This is a genomic window from Vibrio sp. 10N.261.51.F12, assembly GCF_041471725.1.
Lineage (GTDB): Bacteria > Pseudomonadota > Gammaproteobacteria > Enterobacterales > Vibrionaceae > Vibrio.
The window spans coordinates 22,466-43,520 of the sequence record NZ_JBFROV010000053.1 but is presented as its reverse complement, the minus strand read 5'-3'; the positions used below and the strand labels follow the sequence as shown (position 1 = coordinate 43,520).

The window sequence follows — 21,055 nt, the reverse complement described above, 5'->3', positions numbered from 1 at the left end:
CAGACCAGTGATTGCAGATAAGCCCAGGTCACGGAAGCTCCAATCGCTTTCTTAATGTTAATATGCGAAATGCTCCATGTCTCCGCACTAAAAAGTGAAGTTCAAGAAGTGTTGCGGTACGTAAAAACGGCCTCTCAGCTTGTCACGTTACCCTAAAAAAGCTGCTGACTGTTTTTTTGCCAGTCACTAATCAATTTAAATGCATCCACAATACGTGCTTTATCAAATTCACCAAGGTAGTTCGGATCAATCAATGCAGAAGGCTGCATACCCTTTTCTACTTCTTTCGCTTGAACCAGGAGCCGAAACTCACTTAAAAATTCATAAGCTCGACTAATTGCAAGGTGGGTCTGAAGATTAATTTCACCACAACTATAGGCGACATTGAGGCGTTTGTTAGTATTACACTCCATGCTTTTTGAACGCATTGCATAGAGGCGCGCCAAATCAACAATGACGTTAATGCCATGACGTTTAAGGTTCAAACGTTTTATATTTTCGCTGTCCTTAACGAGCACTAAGTTATTGAAAATATTCAATGGTGCTCGGTTGGTGACCGCATCATTAATCATTTTTCTTAGAAAAAGTGCGTTTGATTTTACGTCCGTATATTGAGCGTTTAAGTTCCCGAGCATATGGTGGTCCCCATAAATGGCTCGAGTGTCAAGAAATACACTAAGATTAAGTAAGTTTTCCAATTCAGGATTCGCTATCCATTGCTGGAAATACTGTTCCCACACTTGTAATCTTTGACACCACTTAGGGTTACTCCCCATAAACTTTCCAGCGCATAGTTCATATCCACATTTATCTAAACCTTTAGATACGATCATCGCCATATGAGTGAAATAGGCCTCATCTTGTTTTGTTGCACTGTTTTCCAAAAGAATCCCACTGTCTTGATCCGAATACGCATGCACTTCTTTACGAGCCTGCGACCCCGCAACCACCCAACAAAAATCACAAGGCGGTTTTCCAAGGCGCTGAATCGCAAAATCGATTAAACGGCAATTAATAGTGTCCATGATTAATGTCATCACCGAATACACCATTTCGGCAGGTACTTTGCCATTCACTAAGTCCAAAAACAATTCTCGGCGTTCAACCGTAAGGTCAGCGATATCTTGCTCCGATTGTGCTACGTGAATTTTCTCGACTAAATACACCATTTTTAAACGATTATTCTGCAACAACGCTGGCAATGTCAGTAGAGAAATCATTCGAGTTTCAGACATAACAACCATAGATTGAGCTTGATAACGATACATCGTAACAATAGCGTCATACACACGAGTTTTTGAAGACGTGGTCAAAGGGTTCAAATCCATAATACTATCAATACGGCTGTCCAAAGGAAGCGCCTCTGCGAGCGCTCGATGGGACAAGTTAGCAGCAGAAATAACGCCACGTAGCTGGTCATGTTCAAAGATTACCGCCCATTCACAACTGTCATTATCACGCATTGCTCTTGCTGTTTGGACAATAGTCGCGTCTGGTGCTAATACAACGTACGCCGATGAAGCAATTTGTTCGATACACTCATAAAGCGAATTACTGCCAACGGTAGACAAGCTTTCATCCATGGTGTCAACCATAATTTCACCTATTTATAAGGGTACAATCAATTACCTAGCGCGTTGTCTAGGTAGCATACTTTCCACTATATCAGCCTAGAATTGCAAAAGCTTGAGGTCAACCCCCAAGCTTTTATTCATTGTATAGTGTGCCACTAATAGGATGTACGGACCGAACTAAGCACCTAACGGTTTGAGCATCTGCATATCACTATGACTATCGACAGGTAAATCCTCCATATTGTGTAACCGATATGAAGCCCAATACCCTCTCCAGCGAGGATCTGCGCTCAGAACTTGAGCCATCTTGTTGACGAGTACCGGTCGCAGCTTTTCGCCCATTTCCAGGTAAAATTGATTTACTTGTTGGTCTTGATCCATCGCATATAACTCTTGATATCCTGTAGAAGAGTTATAGCCATAGAACCAGTTTTCACCCTCGATTTCCATTTGAATAGCTACACCCAAATTGGCACCAACGTGAAGCCCTGTTTGATAAACATGAGTAAACGATTTTCGACTTTCTCCTTTCGCTAGCGGCAATAAACTCTCTCCCTCCATCTGGACAGGCTTACCTACCCCAGCAAAAGAAAGGAGCGTAGGAGCAATATCCAATGCGGACACTAACCCATTACTTTCCGGCAGTATTTCACCCGATGACTTCGGTGACTTGAGGTATAAAGGAATGGCAAAGATATCAGGCTGAAAGTAGACGCCTTTGTCTGCCATCCCTAACCGACCATTCATATCTCCGTGGTCAGCAGAAAAAACCACCACACTCTCATCCCAAAGATCTTCAGATTTCAAATACTCAATAAGCTTCCCAATGCCATAATCTACCACTTCGACCTGTAACAGATGGCCTGCGATATAATCGATAACAGTTTCTTCATCATACATACCCCAATACTTGCGATAGAGTCGATAAATCGGATTGTCAGGCTGTTCATCTTGGTTCTGCAGATCAAGGTAACTTTGAGGTAACTTAACGGCTTGACGAATTTCTTGGTAACGTTGTTCAAAACCACTAGGTATTGAATAAGGTTGATGCGGATCGAAAAAATCCAATTGAGAAAAAATTGGGCTATTAGGGCTTTGACGGCGTGCTGCCTTGATTTGTCGGATCGTCAAGTCAGCCAGAAACGTTGAATAATGCGCATCTTTAGGAAAATCGTCACCATTTTGCTGCTCTATCCATCCGCCAAAAGAGTTACCTGGTGTTTGTTGGTCTGCTTGTAAACCACGTAATTCTCTGCGGTACTTAGGTGGCTCGACCTCCATTGCATCTATGTACTCAAGATAGCGATCATCATCAACTACTGGCGGGCCCCAGCGATCCCAAGCATGTACATTCTCACCAAAAGTTCGCACAAATTTATCGACCCCCACGTGGCATTTACCGGTGTGCTTAAGTGTGTACCCTTCAGCCTTTAAGTAATCTTGAAAAATGATGTCATCAACAGTTAAGTCAACCTGCATACCACAAGGTGCTCGCTCCCCATTGGTTAAGTATGGAGGATGCATTCCAGTAAACATTGCCGCACGTGCAGGACCACACAGTGGACTTGTCGTATAAGCTCGGTTAAAACGCGTGCCCGAATTGGCTATCGCATCCATATTAGGGGTATTAATAATGGACGATAACGGTCTATCTGGGCGATAACAATCTGGAGAAATCATATCAACGGTAATAAAAAAAATATGAGGCTTCGTTATCGAAGGATCACTCTCATAACTCCCTTTGCGTAACTTGGGATCTAAAAAACTCTTTTGCATTAAAGCCTGATGAATTTCAGACATAATTTCCTCGCTATTGCTTAATCTTTTATATCATTGGGAGTAATAACCACCCCCAAAAGATATAAAAGATATAAAAGATATAAAAGATATTAACTATCGTGAGCAACTTTGTTTTTTTGCTGGGTGACGAAATATTTCCACCCTTTCGAGCCTAAGAAACACGCTAATGAAAATACCGCAAGAACTGAGATGACTTTGAACGCACTTCCTGATTCACTTAGAAGACCAATATTTGAGAACGTCGTATATAAAATAGCAAGTAATGCAATGACACCCCAACTCGCGTGCTTTGCATATTTCCAATCTTGGACTTCTACTTGTTCGGTATAAGTTTGCTCGTACGGTTTATCCATTGGTTTTAAAAAGCGTACTACCATCATAATAGCCACCATCCAACAAAAATTCAGACCTACAATATGCAGCCAATGCGGATGTGCAAAACCTAAATCATCTTTAAGTACAAAGTGTACAATATAGAAGCTTGCCATGCCGATAGGCAGCGCAATATAAGCAGCAAGAGCCGGTGTTCGCTTAGAGATAATACCTACTAAAACAACCGTTAAGATAGGCACATTAATCACGGCCATGATGGTTCTCATTAGAGTATATAGACCGTCAGCTTGTGCAATAAATGGGGCAATACACACGCAAATCCCAATGGTCACTGAGCCAAATATTTTACCGACACGAACGGTTTGTCGGTCTGATGCACCTGGATTAATGATGCCACGATAAATGTCTAAACTCACCAAGGTCGACATACTGTTGACCCCGCTGTTGAACGAACTCATGACGGCACCAAATAACACAGCGCCAAATAACCCCGTCATCCAAGAAGGAAGGACTTCGCGAACTAACAACGGATAGGCCATATCTTTTGCGAATATTTCCGTACCCTCTCTAAAAGGAATCATAATCATACCGCGTTGTTGCATGTGCCACGCGATAATGCCTGGTAACACGAGCATCGCAACACCGATCACTTTCATTGCAGCGGCCGCTAATACCCCTTTTTGTCCTTCCGCTAACGATTTAGCACCGAGAGCACGTTGAACGATGGCTTGGTTTGTACACCAATAAAATAGGTTGATTAGTAAGATTCCAGAGAAAAGTGTATGCCATGGTACTGCAGCACTTTCACCGGAACCTGCCGCGGCCATACGCTCTGGCGCTTCGGTAATCAAAATATTAAAGCCTGTTGCCATGCTACCATCACCCAATTGACTCAAGGCTAGAATGGGAACTAACATGCCGGCAAACAACAGGCCGACACCATTGACAGTATCTGAAACTGCGACGGCTTTTAAACCACCAAATACGGCATAAATACCACCAACAACGCCTAATGTAATCACCATAATCCAAGTCGCCGTCGTTTCCGTGACACCTAATAATTCAGCAACACCAAAAAGCTTGCCTAGTGTGATTGCACCAGCATAAAGAACAAACGGAAGAAAACCGATAACGATTGCATAAATGAAAATAAAAGAAGATACCGAACGCATGCGCTTCCCATATCTTGCCTCAAGAAACTGCGGGACCGTGGCTATGCCGCCTTTGAGAAAACGAGGTAAAAAGACCATCGCCAATATAATCATTGTTACTGCTGCGACCGTTTCCCAAGCCATCACACTCGCACCATTAGCAAATGCATTCCCATTAAGACCCGTTAATTGCTCTGCCGAAATGTTCGTTAGAAAAAGTGAACCAGCCACAACAAACCAAGGTAGACTTCGGCCTGCAAGAAAATATCCAGTTGTTTGATTTAAGTTCTCCTCCCTTGTAGCTCGATACGATATATATCCTACCAAGAAGGTAAACAAAAAAAATGAACCCATTGCAATCATAATTGCACTCTCCATGTAGGGTGTGAACTGTCTATTTTATAATGCCACACCGAGGTATTTTTGTGACGCAGCTTATAAGCCCATCACACTGTTCACAGTGACCAAATGTCAGTCAACAAAACAAATATACAAACATAGAGAATAAACACGATGTAGTAATCGAACATATCCATGTAAAAAACGAATATATGTTTTTACTTTCCTATATAAAGATAAAAAATGTGAAGACCGTCATTTCTCACTTTGATAAATAGAGAACATTAGTCGGAGGTATTTTCTGAAGTTAACATGACCTATTAGCGACTGCTCCCAACCAGTACCTGCTTTCAGCTAAAATACCACTGGAGAAGATAACCTAACGGCTATGAATAAACGCATGCGCAGATGTTTTAGGCACCAACTATTACGGATCTATTATTCCGTTTGACGACGCATTGTTGATACAACTCTTTACGTGCCTGCATCGAAAAATCACAGAATCTATCACGTGTCCAATGACAATGGCAGGTTTACAGAATCCAAGAACACATAATCTCAATACCTTCTATACCCAGCCTGTATTACCATATCGAGGGGCAACCGCCCCATCACGTCTTAGCTTGGCTTGGTATTCAATTGCTCAAACGCTAGCTTGCATTCTGGTCGACCAAAGCGGTTACCTGCAGCAGCTTAAGTCCAGAATTGAACTAGCGATATCAGCAGACACTGGATAATAAAGCTGAACTTCCAAAAATCAGGATTATACCTTTGAATCGATTATACCTTTAAATCAATTCAGTAAATGCATATCCAATATAATGGCAAGGACTACTCACGATTAAAAGCCTTTGGGGAATGGCGTTCAACCCAGTGATCAGCGATCTGCTGACGACTTGCAACCCAAACATTCTCATGCTGTTGAACGTAATCAAGAAAACGCTTCAATGCTATCATTCTTGCGGGTTTGCCAGTAATTCGACAATGTAGACCAATAGACATCATTTTAGGTTTATGTATTCCCTCAGCATAGAGACAATCGAAGTTGTCCTTCAAGTACTGATAGAACTCGTCACTATGACTAAACCCATAAGGTGATGAGTACTTCATATCATTGCAGTCAAGAGTATAAGGGATAACTAAGTGAGCCTGAGATTGGTTCGATTGATTAGGCGAATCGGTTTTACTCTGCACCCAAAAAGGTAAATCGTCACCATAATAATCACTGTCGTAAGCCAAACCAGGATGCTCCACGACTAAACTGCGCGTATTCGGTGAATCCCTTCCTGTGTACCAACCACTGATCTTTTTATCAAGCAATTGCTCCATCACTTCAATCGCTTCATGCATTTGCTGGCGTTCTTGTTCAATCGGCATATCTTGGTAGTGAATCCACTTTAATCCATGACAAACGACATCATGATTCGATTTTTTGATTGCCTCAACCAGCGGAGGATTACGCTGGAGCGCGGTTGTAACAGCAAACAATGTTAGCGGTAAATTACGCTCTTCGAACTCATTCAAAATACGCCATACACCAACACGAGAACCATACTCATATAACGACTCAATACTCATATGTCGATCTTGATAAGCTTGTGCTCCGGCAATTTCAGACAAAAAAACCTCTGAGTGCCCATCGCCATGTAAAACACAATTTTCTCCGCCTTCTTCGTAATTAAGCACAAATTGAACGGCTATCCTTGCCTTATTCGGCCAATTTGCATCAGGTATATTGTCGGCACCATAACCAATATAATTTCTATCTTGCTGCATAACGGTACGCTTCCTTGTCGTGTAATTAGTTTGCAATAACTGCGGATAAATGTGCATAACGACCAATGTACTGTTTAGATACAGGTGTTTTGTATTGACCTTTTTTTGATGTACTAAGTCCTAGAGATACCAGAGACTCTGCAAGCTTCACAGCAGCAGTAACACCATCGATAACGGGAACTCTGAGTTGCTGGGATAACTCGTTCACAAGGTCAGTCATACCTGCGCAACCTAATACGATCGCTTCGGCGCCGTCCAATTCAATGGATCTCTGGCATTCAGAAAGCAGTAAGTTATAACTAGTTTGGTCAATTTTTTCTAACGCCAACACTGGGATATCAGTAGCCCGGACCCCGCTACAAGAGCGCTCATAACCATATTTATGTAAAAGGTGTTTCGCTAGAGGAATCGTTTGGGTCATTGTTGTAACAATACCAAACTTGTGTGAAACCAAATTTGCCAGTTTAAATGAAGCATCAGCAACACCAATCACTGGTGCATTCGCGATTTCACGAGCAGCATCCAAACCGGGGTCACCGAAACAGGCTATGATATGAGCATCAACCCCTTCTTTATCTCGAGCGATAATTTCATCGAGCATTGCTGCGGCTGCAATCGTTTCATCAAACGCATTCTCTATGCTTAAAGGACCATGCTTCGGTGAAGACGCCACAATACTCACGCTTGGACCGGCACATTGCCTGGCTGTTTCGGCTATTTTATCGGTCATCCCCTGACAGGTATTTGGATTTATAATGTTAATCTTCATGTTTCATCCTTGCTAGTAAACTGATTTTACGTGTCTTCGTATTGGTTAAATAGCTGTGTAAAATCGATTGGTGTCATGTCTGTATCTGTTAAGTGGATCGTCGATTGTATCTCTACCAAATGCTCACGCATCCAAAGAACGGCTTGCTCTGTCTCTTTGTTATCGAGTAATTCAAGTAATTCAAGATGGTCTCCACCTTCACAGTGCACACTCTTTTTATTGCCGTAGACCGCAATAATAAGTGAGCTGTGATAACAAAGGCGCTCAACAAATTCCGCCAAGATACTGTTCCCTGATAACTTCGCTAACTCGTAATGAAACTTGGCCGTTAAATGAATGGCTTCAGCCAAGTCACCACAAAGGTTAGCTTGCTCCTCGAGCTCAACCATTTTGACAAAACGCTGCGAGTGCTGAACGGTCCAACTAGCAGCAATATCAGGGATTAGCAATGGCTCTATCATGATACGGCTATTTAGCACTTCTTTTGCTTGTTGGGGGCTTGGACGATTAACATGTGCCCCTTTATTCGGTTGAATCACAACCAGTTTTTCAATCGCTAACCTTTGCAGCACCTTACGAATGCCCGTACGGCTAATGTTAAATGCTTCCGCCAGCTTATCTTCCGGTAATTTGGCACCTGGAGGCAGTTCATGTTCAACGATTGCCTTTAATATCTGTTTATATACTTTGTCGTCACTTAACACTTTAAAAACCTCATAATGTATACAATAACCAAGCAAGTTGCATACCACATTGAATTCTTACTATTTACGCCTAAACAAGCTATTTCCGAGTTAAAATAGCAAAAACTCGAACGCAAACGCACTAAAATAGAACATAAAGCCTCAACTCAGTGCATTATTATAATCGTAATATCCTTTTGTCATACCTAAAACCCGTAAAAATCGACATTTCAACATTGGCATGCAAATTGTATTAGCAATATTGTATACAATTAATAAAAGGTGATGACTATGAGTAAAGGATTACCCGTCAGTAAACGACTGAGCAATGAAGATTTGGCCCCAGATAAAGAGCAAAGTTGGGGGTGGTACAGTATTTTTGCGTTTTGGATGTCTGACGTACACAGTGTGGGTGGTTATGTATTTGCAGCAAGTTTATTCGCACTTGGCTTAAACGGAATTCAAGTGTTTATTTCACTGCTAATCGGTATATCTATCGTATTAGTATTCGCAAACTTAATGGGTAAACCAGGTCAAAAAGCTGGTATTCCGTTCCCTGTTGTAGCAAGAATGTCATTTGGCGTCTTTGGTGCTAATATTCCCGCCGTGATCAGGGGTCTGATTGCAGTAGTTTGGTACGGGATACAAACCTATCTAGCATCAAGTTCATTTATCATATTGCTTCTTTATTTCTTCCCAAACACGGCAAGCCTTGCTGAATCTGAATTCCTTGGATTATCCCATTTAGGTTGGATTGGGTTTACCTCTATGTGGGTGCTTCAAGGTATTGTCTTTATGTTTGGTATGGATATGATTCGAAAGGTTATCGACTGGTCAGGACCAGCTATTTATATCGCGATGTTTGCTCTATGCGGTTATATGATTTATTTAGCAGGTTGGGACAATATCCAATTTAATCTCAGCTCTAAAAAGTTAGAGGGCTGGAACGTGTTTAGCACCATGGTTGTCGCTACTTCTCTTGTCGCGGGTTACTTTGCAGGACCAACACTTAATTTCAGCGATTTCTCACGATACTGCAAAAGTTATAAGGATTTGAAGTCTGGAAACTTTTGGGGATTACCCGTTAACTTCATTCTCTTTTCCATATTCAGTGTGATCATTGTGTCAGCCTCACTTCCTGTCTTCGGTGAAATGATTACTGACCCAGTGGAAACCGTCAAAAAACTTGACTCAGGAATCATTACAGTACTGGGGGCACTAACCTTTATTCTGGCAACGGTTGGAATAAATATTGTCGCGAACTTTGTCGCACCTGCATTCGACTTCTCTAATATTTCACCACAAAGAATCAGCTTTAAAGCCGGTGGATTTATTGCGGCATTTGGTTCTGTACTACTTATGCCTTGGAATCTATTTAACAACCCAGAAGTCATCCACTACACGGTTGATGTACTAGCCGCCATGATTGGGCCACTGTACGGCATCGTTATTATTGATTACTACTTATTGAAAAAAGGAAAAATCGATGTCGAATCTTTATATACTGAATCTAAAGAAGGTGCATACTGGTATAAAAATGGTGTCAATATGATGAGTGTATATGCGCTTATTATCTCTAGTACTATTGCAATTTTTGCCACATTTATATTCACAGCGCTAGCAAATTTTGCTCTATTTATCGGTGGGTTTTCAGCAGCAATCGCATACTATTTCCTTATGCAGCCAAAACGTGCGGCAGTCCCTACGGTGCAAGCGGAAGCCCAAAGCTAAAAGTTAAAAAGCTAAAACGCTAAAACGCTAAAACATAATAAGCCAAACGACATTTCATGATGAGGTGTCGTTTTTTTAGAGGAGCCATATCACTGTTAAGGCCTGAAAAATTCAAGACACTCTTCAGGCCATTAGTACTGAGGCCCATTTTGAATCATCTGAACTTAAACAAAAGGCAGGGGACCACTTTAGCCACCAAATGATAAAAGCTTCTTCCCTTTTATGTAGGAACTATTGTCTAAAGGTTCGGTAGTAATCAGCATCGAGAATTTCTTGTAACGCTTTATAATGCGGTGCAGTAAAAGTGGTTTGTATGTTCATCTGGGATAGCAAGTTTTGGCGCTCCACCTGGTGTAGTAGTTAGTACCCACAAAACATGGTCAATCCTTAATACTTTAGAGATCCAATCAATAAACCTCGTCTGCTCATGCTTGGCAATTGCTTATTAGTTATTGCTTACGAGTGATACTTCTTGCCCAGTAGAGCGATACCAAAATGCAAGGGGTTAAACTATGCTGAGACTTGTTCTAACTCGACTCCCACATTACTCTGCGCCATTAGCTTATTTAAACGCTGATAGCGAAATAGAGCTACGATCGTTAATCTGTTTAGGAGAATTTACTGACTCTAAAAGACCTTGGTTGATCTCAAGCCAACAACCGGCAGTAACTAGCAGGGACACGAACTGCGTCGCCAGTGTCACTTACAAGTGCAAAATCAGCGTCACCGTTTGCGACCGATGCCGCACCGCCACTTGATGGATATCCTGGCAGGCAAACTGGTGCAATTGGATTATCTGCACCAATGACATAACCTTCCACGTCAAATAAGTCTTTAAAGAATTCTAATTAGAGAGAAGTCCGTTTCCATAGGCGGGAATATGTTCAAATCCTTGGGGGCAATAGATTTACCGTTATAAATCACCGAGCAAGCGCTGTTTAATCGACGTCAGGTGTTGTCCCATTAATTGTGTTGCAAGAAATTCGTCTCTGTTCATAAGTGCATTAAAAATGTCAATGTGTTCTTGCCACCCCGGTAAACTAGAATAAGTAGTGCGGGGTTCTTCATACAAATTACAAATGATACGCATCCGTTCTATCGTTTCTTTCATCAATTGATTACCACAATTGTCGGAAATTAATGCATGAACTAAGCTATCTAAAGACCAGTGCTTTTGTGTGTCATTGTCTAAAGCACTGCTAGCCTCAATAAACTGCGTAACGACTATAAATGCGTCTCGAGGGATCCGTTTGATACATAACTTTGTGGCTTCAACTTCTAATATCAAACGCATACTTAGTGCTTGAATATACTCCTCAAGATTCACCACTTTAACACATGCCATTCGTTCACTAACTCGAGACACCAACCCTTGCCCTTCAAGCTTTTCGATTGCTTGCCTAAGCGGAGTGCGTGAGATACCAAAAAGTGCTTCAAGCTCTCGCTCTACTAGCGGAGTACCACTCTTTAATTGGTGACTAAGAATCAGCTCATGGAGCAACTCATAAGCGCATTCACGTAGTTTCATACCCTCCGCTGTAAATGCGTGTACTCTGCTTATACATAAGTCCGAATCTAAATCGATAGCCATATACTCATTCCTTAACCAAAACGTAAAGGCAAAAACTCTGCTCGTATCGAATCACGAAAACCATCAACTGCAAGTTCTGTGATCATTTTTCCCACCAAAGGTGCAAGGGTAACACCGTTACTCGTCACAACATGAAACAAACCTTTCACCTTTGTATCTTCTCCAACCACAGGTGCTCCATCAATATCGATATTCATCGCTGCCCATGTTCTAATAACATTGACATTACCGAGCATCGGCATGACGTGCTCTGCAACCCAAGCATTGCCCTTTAAGCTATTAATCATGACCGTGGAGTGGCTCGATAAAGGATCATATCCCGCCGTCCAGCCCCCTCCAATTAAGAAGTTACCTTTATTCGCTTGCTTCAAAGTTAAATGGCGGCCTACATGAGCTATCAAGCGAGTAGTCACTTTTTCTACAGGTTCTGTGACAATCATCTGTAAAGGTGCACCAAACACAGGTACGCTACCTCCTGCCATCGATGCTATTTCACCACTCCATGCACCAGCAGCATTAATAATTTTACCTGCTTTAAACTTACCTAAAGCACATTTGGCTACAAACCCGCGAGGTACCTCACTTATAGCTTGTACAGGGCAATTTTCATGAATGATAACGCCTAGATCATCCAGCTGTTTGCGCAATTCCGAAGCCACTTTATGTGGATTTACTTTACCCTCATTGTGACAAAGTGCTGCTCCGACTAGATTGTTTGAAAGTGCCGGCTCTAAGTTTCGTAATTGAGCGCGATCAATCAATTCTACATCAACACCTAAACGCCTTTCACGAGCCACTTTTTTCTCTAACTTTAGTAAACCTAGATCGTTATCCGCGACCATCAGTCCGCCCTGCTGGCTCAAATCAAAATCAGCATTCATTTCTAATTCGAGTGTCTTCCAGTAGTCAATCGCTTCGCACTGTAATGAAAGCGTGTGATCTGCTGGCATTAGAGCTGATGACTCAGAAAAATCAAATGACAGCAACTGTGCGTGTAAACTTCCCGCATTTCCTCCAGAAGCCTGACCGTTCGTTCGCCCTCCATCAAGCAACATCACACTCATGCCGCTTTTCGCCAGATGGTAGGCAGAAAACAATCCAACTAACCCGCCTCCTATTACCACAAAATCACTTTCAGGCTTGTTATCTGCGAGAGTATCGTTACATCTCGAAAGATTCTGTACGAGGGATTTAGGTGTCGCTCGATAGTGTTTAACCCATTCAGGTTGTTCTTGACTTAAAGACCCCAGCGGAACAGGACGAATAGGCGTTCGTTGAGTCATTGGTTCAACGTCAACGCCTTGATCATTTAATAACTGTGTCATACTTGACTGACAGTATCGGCCTTGGCAACGCCCCATCCCAATACGAGTTAACTGTTTTAACCCTCTTGCAGAACTAACGCCGGCTTTCAATGCCATTTTCACATCAATTGCTCGAACTTGTTCGCAACGGCAAATCACTGTCGCATCATCAATATCCAAAGGTGATACCGAAAAGACAGAGGCTAATGAAGATTGAAATTTTAAAACCCGTTCATAACTCCCCTTATCAGGTTTCGCTATACTTTCCAGAAGATCTAAACCAGCCGCTTCGCCCTCTAATAACGCTTTTTTGTAACCACCAATATTGCTTGCTTCACCAATAATATAAACATGGGGCAAATTACTTCTGCCATTTTTAGTATTTTCTGTTGGCTTAGCACCAAGTAATCTAGCTAGATCTCTATTAGGAACTAAACCTCCGCTCATGACTAATGTTTTACATTCTGAACGTTGTTCTTCGCCTCTATCATTTTTCCAGAACAACATTAGGCCATCCGCTACTGAACTGATCTTAATTGGCCTTATTCCTGTTTGATAGCTGATACCTTTTTTCAACAGGCCTAGTCGAAAAATACCCCCCTGTTTTACTAATGAAATATCGGAAAAAACCATAGATGTCATTGGGCGTAGATTTCTAATACTATTAATTTTCGCCATTTCTAATACGGCTACTGTTTCCTCCATCGATTCTGAAACATCGTGCGCAACATTAAGCAACAATGGACCATTACCAATGAACAAATACGGTCCTTTTGGTAAAACACCAAATCGACGTTTTAATATTTGTACCCCGCCACAGGTCATTACGCCTGGTAAGTCCCAACCAGGTATTTTTACAGGTAGTTCCCTAGCACCAGTAGCAATAATGACATAACGTGCATCCACTCGATAATTATCAGCTTTACGGTTTAGCAATAGACGAACACCGCCTTCTGATTTATTTTCAGCATGCCACACCATACAGTTGACCCATGTTGTCACCCCAGACTGACAAGTCTTGCGGATCAATTCTCGACCTTGTATATGACGTAAGTCTAAGTTGTTTTCTACCTTAGAAAGTTCAGGCTGCAGTTGTTTGAAATATTGCCCTCCACTGCTGTCATTTTCATCCACAAGTAGTACCGCCATACCATTACTAGCAACGGTGTTAGCAGCTGCAAGACCTCCTGGTCCCGCACCGACGATGACAACATCGAAACTTAAATCGGTATAGGTCGAAGTGTTTTCATCAATAGGCTCTCTGACTTTAGGGGCTCGCACCACATCATGCTGTCTAGATATAGACATCCCTTCTTTTAGCTGAGTTTTACAAGCACGTTGACTTATTGCACCATCAACAGTGACTAAACACTGCTGACATTCGCCCATACCACAAAAGACACGATTGCGGCTATTTTTAGCATTTAAAGAACGCCCGGCAACGGTCAAAGCTGAGGCAATGGACTCCCCTTTCACACCATTTAACCACTCACCTTCAAACTGAAAACTAATTCGTTCTTCTGGCCAATCGAGGTTACTATCTCTCTGCATCATTTATTACCCTCGATATTCAAATAGCGGTGGATCGCATTTAAATGAATAGCGGCACTAGCTTCTAGCTCTTGTAAGCTGATCTTCTCGTTATCTGCATGTCCTTCTGCCCCATCCCCTGAACCAAAAGTTATGATTTCAAGGTTATCAGAAGAAAAATAGCGACCATCAAATGCACCCACCGCATCAATATACTGTGGCGCTTTGCCTGTAATCTTCTCTATCGCACAACCTAAACTTTCGTTCAGTTTGCCCTCCGACTTACTTTCATAAGGCTCCGTTCCGAGTAAAGTAAGTAATTCCCAGCTATCATCTGGTTCACCAAGCGAGCTTATAAACTGTTCTAGTTCCGTAAAAGCCTGATCAACACTAATACCCAAAGGGAAGCGCCTATCGATTTCTATTTCACAATAGGCAGGTACGACATTGGTATTCTCGCCACCATGAAGCTTTGAAACATTCATCGTTGAGGCAAGACCATCGCGATCTTGCTGACTTAGTGTTGGCAAATACTGAGCCTCGACTTTCGAAAGTATCCGAACCATTCGCAATACCGCACTATCGCCAATCTCAGGCTTACCTGCATGAGCTGACTTTCCAAAAACTCGTAACTTCATCCACATAATACCGCGCTCACGGCAAATCAATTGATTATTGCTAGGTGCTGCGACAAGTAAACTGTCTACTGGCCCTAAAACTTCACCTCTGAGACTTGCGAGACCGTCTTGACCTAGCTTTTCTTCATCACACACAAATGTAAAAGTCACTTTTCCAGTAAAATTCACGTCCTGCGCCAGTTTGCTGGCTAACGCCATATGTAAGGCTGTAAGAGCTTTACAGTTAGAAATGCCAAGGCCATAAAGATTGTCGCCTTCTTGAGTAACAGTGAAGGGAGCGCTCTCCCAACCATCTCCTGGGGCAATAGTATCTACGTGGCTATTCAATACTAAGTGAGGACGGCCTTCACCCAGTGTCGCACAAACGTTGTACTTATCTGGAGCATGATTATGTAATGTCACCTGCAATGGAAATCGAGTTAATTCTTTCTCAATATACTCACAAATTTCTTTGCAAGAATTGGTTGGATAAACACTATTTATGGAGACCAATTTATCCATATATTGTTTTATCTGTTCCATCATAACTTGGTCCTCTCTAAACAAACTCTCTTGTGTCCGGCTTACCAGAAAACACAAATTGCCCTTGACCTTTTTCAGCCGTTGGTTTCCCGTCATCAAAGACGACAGCCCCTCGAGAAATTACAATTCTAGGCTTTCTTGTAAGTGACATCCCTTCGTACGGGGTATAGTCCACATTGTGATGCAATTGGCTATTGCTAATTGTTTCTTGAACCGAGTCACTCCATATAACAAGATCTGCATCAGAACCAATTGCAATCGTTCCTTTTTGGGGATAAAGACCATAGAGCCGCGCGGGAGCCGTTGCGGTCAGTTGTACAAAACGATGAATAGATAATTTTCCCGTATCTACACCATGGCTCATCAGCAGTGGTAAGCGAGTCTCAATACCTGGAATACCATTAGGTACGTTATGGAAGCAACTGCCATGGTTAACGACTTTCTTACCTTTATCTCCCTCAATATCAAAAGGGCAATGATCAGACGAAAACACCTGAAAAGAACCATCTTTGAGTCCCTGCCAGATAGCATCCTGATCATATTTAGAACGTGGGGGGGGTGAACAAATATACTTAATACCATCTTCACCACCGAGATCGTCTTGTGTCAAAAATAAGTATTGTGGGCAGGTTTCAGCAAAAATATTCACACCTCGGCGCCTCGCTCTCTGAATTTCAGATAACGACTGTTGATTAGAAACATGCACAATCAAAATCGGCACATTTACTAACTCAGACAATGCAATCGCACGAAAAGTAGCTTCTCGCTCACCTATCCGCGAATGAGCGATTGCATGATATTCAGAGCCTTTTTTTTCTTCTTGCAGCAATCGCTCTGTCAACCAACTAATACATCCATCGTTTTCCGCATGTACCATAATTAAGTTATTATTTTCTTTAGCCGCACTAAGCACATCCAATATTTGTCGGTCATCCAACTTCAAATTGTCATACGTCATGTAAATTTTAAAGTGCGAGTAACCCATTTTAGTCAGTTCTGGTACTTCTTCAGACAGTATTTTTTTATTCGGGCTCGTCATAATTACGTGGACAGCGTAATCAATACGCGCTTTATTTTCTGCGAAACCACGATAACGAGAAACCGTATCAAAGAGCGATTCATCACCTTGCTGCAGAGCAAACGGGATAACTGTCGTTGTACCACCACAAAGCGCTGATAACGTGCCAGTATCAAAATCATCTGCCATCACAGCGCCATCATCACAAGGTTGATCCATATGGCAATGTGCATCCACACCACCCGGTAAAACATAACGAAATTTAGCGTCGATAACTCGATTCGCTTGAATATTGTCTGTGCCAAGGTAGGCTATTTTTCCATCTCGAATTCCAATATTAGCTATATACTGATCCGAAGCAGTCACTACGGTAGCGTTAGCCAGCACCAAATCAAATTCCATCATGATGCTCCTTATCTAATACTATCTGCCAAACCGAACTCCTGAACCATTTCTTCTGCTAGTGCAGCTAATTCAGGTGCCATCGGCAAACGCGGCGCGCGAGGGATACCGCAGTCACAACCCATAAGTGACAGTAAATGCTTACTGCCGGAAACATAGTTATGGCCTCCTACAAATCGAATTAATGGCAAGTACTTAAGATAGATTTCGCGTGCGGACAGATAATCTTGGTTTTGATCTATCATTTCGAACATTTTAGCTGTCGGGCCAGGTAAAAAATTTGAAGCTACGGATACCCAACCTACAGCCCCTTCAAGGAAGGATTCATAGCCCATAATTCCGCCAAATACGGACATTCGGTCACCACATAACTCTATGATATCTCGAATGCGAGTCACATCCATCGTTGACTCTTTGATGTAACTTACGGAATCTATTTCCGAAAGGCGAGCGACGATGTCAGGAGTAAGATCCACATTTGCCGTAGCTGGATTGTTGTAAATCATGATAGGCAAGCTACTAGCATCAGATATAGTTTTATAGTGTTGGTATAACTCGTCGGCCGTCGGACTTGAATAATAAGGGGGAATGATCATTGCACCATCAGCTCCCATGTCTTCCGCCTGCTTAATCAAGCGCACTGCCTCACGGGTATCTTCAGCCCCAGTACCCGCAAGAACTGGCACTCGACCTGCGACAGTATTGACTACCGTATCAAGCACTATTAAACGCTCTTCATCTGTCATACTTAAAAATTCACCTGTACTACCCAATGGAATCAATCCATGAATACCTTGCTGAACTTGCCATTCTGTATGTTGCTTTAAAGCGTCAACATTTACCGATTTTAAATCATCCGAAAACGGTGTCACCGTAACGGAAAAAGTCCCTTTAAACATAATATGTTATCCCATAATTGCATTTGGTAAATAAGTGGAAATAAGTGGAAAGTATGTAATTACTTGTAAAGCAAGTAACATTCCCAATAATGGTATGCGGGTTTCCTTTGCAACAATCATTGGATTGCGCTGTGAGATACTTGAGGCCACAAATAAAGTGATGCCATACGGAGGCGTCACCATTCCGACCGCCAAATTAACGACCACAATAATATTAAAATGTACAGGGTCGATACCGTAACTTTGAGCCATTGGCATCAATATAGGCACTAAAATCAAAATGGCCGATATACTCTCCATAAACATTCCAATGACCAACAATAAAATGTTTACCGCTAATAGAAATGTAATTGGAGACGAAGTAACTGAATCAATCGCACTTTTGATTACTGCCGGAATATTCTGACTCGAGATAATCCAAGAAAAGATTGAAGCTGTAGCTATAATAATCATGACAACAGCAGAGATTTTTGTCGCTTTTGCTATCAGTGCAGGCAACCCCGACCAGGTCAATTCTTTATAGACCAATAGCCCCACTATAAAACCGACAACAACAGCTATGGCTGCCGCTTCAGTTGGTGTAAAGACACCAGATACGATACCGCCTACAATAATCACTGGCATTAGGAATGCTGGAATAGCACGAACAAAATCAAACGCCAATTTACGTAAACTAAAAGTGACTTCTGCTTGGTAACGTCCAGGATCATTCTTAACATGAATTCGACAAGCGAACAGCAGAACTAGGACCATCAAAAAGCCAGGGAAAATTCCTGCAAGAAACATTGCACCAACCGATGTTCCCGTCAAAGTTGCAATAACTATCATCATGATACTAGGTGGCAAAATAGGCCCTAAGGTACCGGCACAAGCCATGATTCCTGCGGAAAAATCAATGTTATAGTTACGGTTTCGCATTTCGGGCAACATAATTGACGAAATCGCAGCCGTATCAGCAGAACCCGAACCAGAAATTGCAGCTAACCCCGTACCAGTTAACGTTGAGACATACAGTAAACTACCTGATATCCAACCTATTAACGAAGTAAAAAACTGAATAATACGCTCTGCAATCCCTCCTTTTTCCATCAACAATCCAGAAAGGACAAAGAACGGAATAGCCATAATGGTAAAGCTATCGAGACCAGAAAAAATACGATGACTCAGTACTACTGCTGGTATGTCATGAGTTAATATATAGAAGGTAGACGTAATCCCCATTGTGAAGAAGACAGGAACACCGAACACAAGCAAAATGGCAAATAATAATAATGCTAAAGTTAACATAATAGCCCTCTCTATTTTACTTAGTTTTATTAAACCGTCTTAAACGATGTAATATTAGCTTTTTGTATAAATGAACTTATCAACTCGAGAATTATATAAGAAAGGCCAACAGGCATGACCATATATACATATTTCATAGATACCCCTAGTGCTGGAGACGTCTGTATAGAACCAATAACCAGCAACTGTTGTGTTCCCCATAACGTAATTAATAGAAAAGCCAAACAAAGAGATAACACAATATAAGAAATAATAACCTGAGACCTACTGGACAATTTAGCTATTAATACATCTACACCTGCATGCATTTTGTCTTTTACAGCGATACCTGCTCCCAAAATCACTAACCACACTTGAGAGAACGTTGCTAACTCCGTTGTCCATGCAATAGAATAGTTGAATATATATCGCCCACCGACTTGAATTATCACCGAAGTAACCATAATAAAAAATAGAATCATGGTCGTTTTCTCTATTATAAGGCGGATTGTATTTAGTAATTTCAGAAGCATAGGTTTACCTCCTAATTCAAAATAAGCGAAAGAACTTCTTTTTGTGCATCAGAAGTAACAAATTCATCATATACGCTAATCGATGCTTCTCGGAATGGAGCTGCATCGGGGTATGTCACAGTAACGCCAGCAGCCTTGATGTTTGTCAGCAAACTTTCATCCATATCAGAGTAAGCTTTACGTTCGATACTGGCTGATTCTGCTGCAGCTTCCATAATTGCTTTCTGATGCTCTGGTGATAATGAAGCAAATTTTTGTTTACTCATTATTAAATCGGCAACTAATGTCGTCCATGAGACCTGTGCCCAATATGGGGCTACCTCATAGAAGTTTTTTGCATAATAATTAGTATTCGCCGCTTCAGCACCATCAACAACGCCTGCCTCTAACGCACCATATAGTTCAGCATAAGCTAATGGAGATGCATTCGCGCCGAACTCATTAAAAGAACTAATATGAGCAGGAATTGGCATCGTACGGATTTTTAAACCTGACAAATCGTCAATAGAATTTATTGGCTTGTCCGTCGTCATAATATGACGAATGCCTGCTTCGTAAAACGCCAACTTAACGAAACCATTTTTCTCCATGCTCTCTGTCAGTTTTGCTCCCGCTTCACCATCCATCGCAGTGTAAAGGTGATTCCGATCCTTAAACAAAAATGGTAAATCCAATACTGCCAACTCTGGAACAAAATTAGTTAATACTCCGTTGGTTGGAACCGTTATATCTAGCGTCCCAAAACTAATCCCTTCAATCATTTCCTTCTCAGTACCTAGTTGGTTATTGGGATAAATTTCCACCTCAATCTCACCATTGGTTTTTTCTTTAACCGCCTCAGCAAACGCTAACAAACCTATATGATAAGGTTCCGATTCAGAAGCGGAATGACCCGCTTTTAATGTAATTGCGCTGTAGGCATTGCTTATTGAGAAAGTAGAAACAATAGCAGCCAAAATCATATTTTTAATTTTCATAAATCATCCTTGTTTATTTTGGGATACCAAGTGGATCCAATTGGTATAAAGCAATATGCGTACCAACTACAATGTCCCCAAATTATTGACATTCTTTTCAGTAAAAGTAGGTAAGTTGCACCGTTCTAATGCGAAATGTTAATCTTTAGTGCAAATATGGGTTGAATAGCTACTGACTTGATAGACGCCTTTTAGTTAGACAAAATAACTAACCAAGAG

General features: G+C 41.7%; 17 protein-coding genes. 2 read left to right on the top strand and 15 right to left on the bottom strand.

Features of this window, described 5'->3' with window-relative positions:
* Positions 1–152 precede the first annotated feature (152 nt).
* From AB4405_RS23555 to AB4405_RS23545, 3 genes are all read right to left on the bottom strand, one after another.
* Complete coding sequence (locus tag AB4405_RS23555) at positions 153–1,595, bottom strand: DUF294 nucleotidyltransferase-like domain-containing protein (RefSeq protein WP_372063025.1); 1,443 nt, start codon at positions 1,593–1,595, stop codon at positions 153–155.
* Positions 1,596–1,751: 156 nt separating this feature from the next.
* Complete coding sequence (locus AB4405_RS23550) at positions 1,752–3,374, bottom strand: sulfatase-like hydrolase/transferase (RefSeq protein WP_372063024.1); 1,623 nt, start codon at positions 3,372–3,374, stop codon at positions 1,752–1,754.
* An 89-nt stretch (positions 3,375–3,463) separates the two neighbouring features.
* Positions 3,464–5,212 (bottom strand): solute:sodium symporter family transporter, encoded by a 1,749-nt coding sequence (locus tag AB4405_RS23545; protein WP_372063045.1) that lies wholly within the window; start codon positions 5,210–5,212, stop codon positions 3,464–3,466.
* Positions 5,213–5,721: 509 nt separating this feature from the next.
* Here AB4405_RS23545 and AB4405_RS23540 point away from each other — a divergent pair.
* Positions 5,722–5,934 carry a hypothetical protein gene (locus tag AB4405_RS23540; RefSeq protein WP_372063023.1) on the top strand — a complete coding sequence of 71 codons (213 nt, stop codon included), beginning with the start codon at positions 5,722–5,724 and terminating at the stop codon, positions 5,932–5,934.
* Positions 5,935–6,028: 94 nt separating this feature from the next.
* Here AB4405_RS23540 and puuE read toward each other — a convergent pair whose 3' ends face one another.
* Genes puuE through AB4405_RS23525 form a run of 3 tightly spaced genes read right to left on the bottom strand, consistent with a single transcriptional unit; the run spans position 6,029 to position 8,446 of the window.
* Entirely contained in the window at positions 6,029–6,973 is a 945-nt protein-coding gene (gene puuE, locus AB4405_RS23535; RefSeq protein WP_372063022.1) for an allantoinase PuuE, read from the bottom strand.
* Positions 6,974–6,998: 25 nt separating this feature from the next.
* Entirely contained in the window at positions 6,999–7,742 is a 744-nt protein-coding gene (locus AB4405_RS23530; protein WP_372063021.1) for an aspartate/glutamate racemase family protein, read from the bottom strand.
* Positions 7,743–7,768: 26 nt separating this feature from the next.
* The gene (locus AB4405_RS23525; protein ID WP_102469607.1) at positions 7,769–8,446 is read right to left on the bottom strand and encodes a GntR family transcriptional regulator; all 678 of its coding nucleotides are present in this window, start codon (positions 8,444–8,446) and stop codon (positions 7,769–7,771) included.
* A gap of 270 nt (positions 8,447–8,716) precedes the next feature.
* On the opposite strand from AB4405_RS23525, the gene AB4405_RS23520 reads away from it, so the two are divergent.
* On the top strand, positions 8,717–10,156 hold the full coding sequence (locus AB4405_RS23520; RefSeq protein ID WP_372063020.1) for an NCS1 family nucleobase:cation symporter-1: 1,440 nt from the start codon (positions 8,717–8,719) through the stop codon (positions 10,154–10,156).
* 647 nt (positions 10,157–10,803) lie between these two features.
* On the opposite strand, the gene AB4405_RS23515 is transcribed toward AB4405_RS23520, so the two are convergent.
* The 9 genes from AB4405_RS23515 to AB4405_RS23475 form a co-directional block, all read right to left on the bottom strand.
* Complete coding sequence (locus AB4405_RS23515) at positions 10,804–10,977, bottom strand: amidase family protein (RefSeq protein WP_102469395.1); 174 nt, start codon at positions 10,975–10,977, stop codon at positions 10,804–10,806.
* Positions 10,978–11,069: 92 nt separating this feature from the next.
* The gene (locus AB4405_RS23510; protein ID WP_102469396.1) at positions 11,070–11,747 is read right to left on the bottom strand and encodes a GntR family transcriptional regulator; all 678 of its coding nucleotides are present in this window, start codon (positions 11,745–11,747) and stop codon (positions 11,070–11,072) included.
* A gap of 11 nt (positions 11,748–11,758) precedes the next feature.
* Positions 11,759–14,605, bottom strand: a complete 2,847-nt coding sequence (locus AB4405_RS23505; protein WP_372063019.1) for an FAD-dependent oxidoreductase — start codon at positions 14,603–14,605, stop codon at positions 11,759–11,761.
* Positions 14,602–15,744 (bottom strand): M20 family metallopeptidase, encoded by a 1,143-nt coding sequence (locus AB4405_RS23500; protein WP_372063018.1) that lies wholly within the window; start codon positions 15,742–15,744, stop codon positions 14,602–14,604. The genes AB4405_RS23505 and AB4405_RS23500 overlap by 4 nt, the downstream gene beginning before the upstream one ends.
* 13 nt (positions 15,745–15,757) lie before the next feature.
* Complete coding sequence (gene hydA, locus AB4405_RS23495) at positions 15,758–17,164, bottom strand: dihydropyrimidinase (RefSeq protein WP_102469399.1); 1,407 nt, start codon at positions 17,162–17,164, stop codon at positions 15,758–15,760.
* An 8-nt stretch (positions 17,165–17,172) separates the two neighbouring features.
* The gene (dapA, locus tag AB4405_RS23490) at positions 17,173–18,060 is read right to left on the bottom strand and encodes a 4-hydroxy-tetrahydrodipicolinate synthase (RefSeq protein ID WP_372063017.1); all 888 of its coding nucleotides are present in this window, start codon (positions 18,058–18,060) and stop codon (positions 17,173–17,175) included.
* A 6-nt stretch (positions 18,061–18,066) separates the two neighbouring features.
* Positions 18,067–19,347, bottom strand: coding sequence for a TRAP transporter large permease (locus tag AB4405_RS23485; RefSeq protein WP_102469401.1), 1,281 nt, complete (start codon positions 19,345–19,347; stop codon positions 18,067–18,069).
* 29 nt (positions 19,348–19,376) lie between these two features.
* Positions 19,377–19,859 carry a TRAP transporter small permease gene (locus AB4405_RS23480; RefSeq protein ID WP_372063016.1) on the bottom strand — a complete coding sequence of 161 codons (483 nt, stop codon included), beginning with the start codon at positions 19,857–19,859 and terminating at the stop codon, positions 19,377–19,379.
* A gap of 11 nt (positions 19,860–19,870) precedes the next feature.
* Positions 19,871–20,836 carry a TRAP transporter substrate-binding protein gene (locus AB4405_RS23475; RefSeq protein ID WP_102469403.1) on the bottom strand — a complete coding sequence of 322 codons (966 nt, stop codon included), beginning with the start codon at positions 20,834–20,836 and terminating at the stop codon, positions 19,871–19,873.
* Positions 20,837–21,055: the final 219 nt, after the last annotated feature.

Coding starts and splice junctions, on each gene's coding strand:
- AB4405_RS23555 (WP_372063025.1), bottom strand. CDS start 1,595: ATGGTTGACACCATGGATGAAAGCTTGTCTACCGTTGGCAGTAATTCG.
- dapA (WP_372063017.1), bottom strand. CDS start 18,060: ATGTTTAAAGGGACTTTTTCCGTTACGGTGACACCGTTTTCGGATGAT.
- AB4405_RS23500 (WP_372063018.1), bottom strand. CDS start 15,744: ATGATGGAACAGATAAAACAATATATGGATAAATTGGTCTCCATAAAT.
- puuE (WP_372063022.1), bottom strand. CDS start 6,973: ATGCAGCAAGATAGAAATTATATTGGTTATGGTGCCGACAATATACCT.
- hydA (WP_102469399.1), bottom strand. CDS start 17,164: ATGATGGAATTTGATTTGGTGCTGGCTAACGCTACCGTAGTGACTGCT.
- AB4405_RS23545 (WP_372063045.1), bottom strand. CDS start 5,212: ATGGGTTCATTTTTTTTGTTTACCTTCTTGGTAGGATATATATCGTAT.
- AB4405_RS23520 (WP_372063020.1), top strand. CDS start 8,717: ATGAGTAAAGGATTACCCGTCAGTAAACGACTGAGCAATGAAGATTTG.
- AB4405_RS23505 (WP_372063019.1), bottom strand. CDS start 14,605: ATGATGCAGAGAGATAGTAACCTCGATTGGCCAGAAGAACGAATTAGT.
- AB4405_RS23550 (WP_372063024.1), bottom strand. CDS start 3,374: ATGTCTGAAATTCATCAGGCTTTAATGCAAAAGAGTTTTTTAGATCCC.
- AB4405_RS23530 (WP_372063021.1), bottom strand. CDS start 7,742: ATGAAGATTAACATTATAAATCCAAATACCTGTCAGGGGATGACCGAT.
- AB4405_RS23480 (WP_372063016.1), bottom strand. CDS start 19,859: ATGCTTCTGAAATTACTAAATACAATCCGCCTTATAATAGAGAAAACG.
- AB4405_RS23510 (WP_102469396.1), bottom strand. CDS start 11,747: ATGGCTATCGATTTAGATTCGGACTTATGTATAAGCAGAGTACACGCA.
- AB4405_RS23485 (WP_102469401.1), bottom strand. CDS start 19,347: ATGTTAACTTTAGCATTATTATTATTTGCCATTTTGCTTGTGTTCGGT.
- AB4405_RS23540 (WP_372063023.1), top strand. CDS start 5,722: ATGGCAGGTTTACAGAATCCAAGAACACATAATCTCAATACCTTCTAT.
- AB4405_RS23475 (WP_102469403.1), bottom strand. CDS start 20,836: ATGAAAATTAAAAATATGATTTTGGCTGCTATTGTTTCTACTTTCTCA.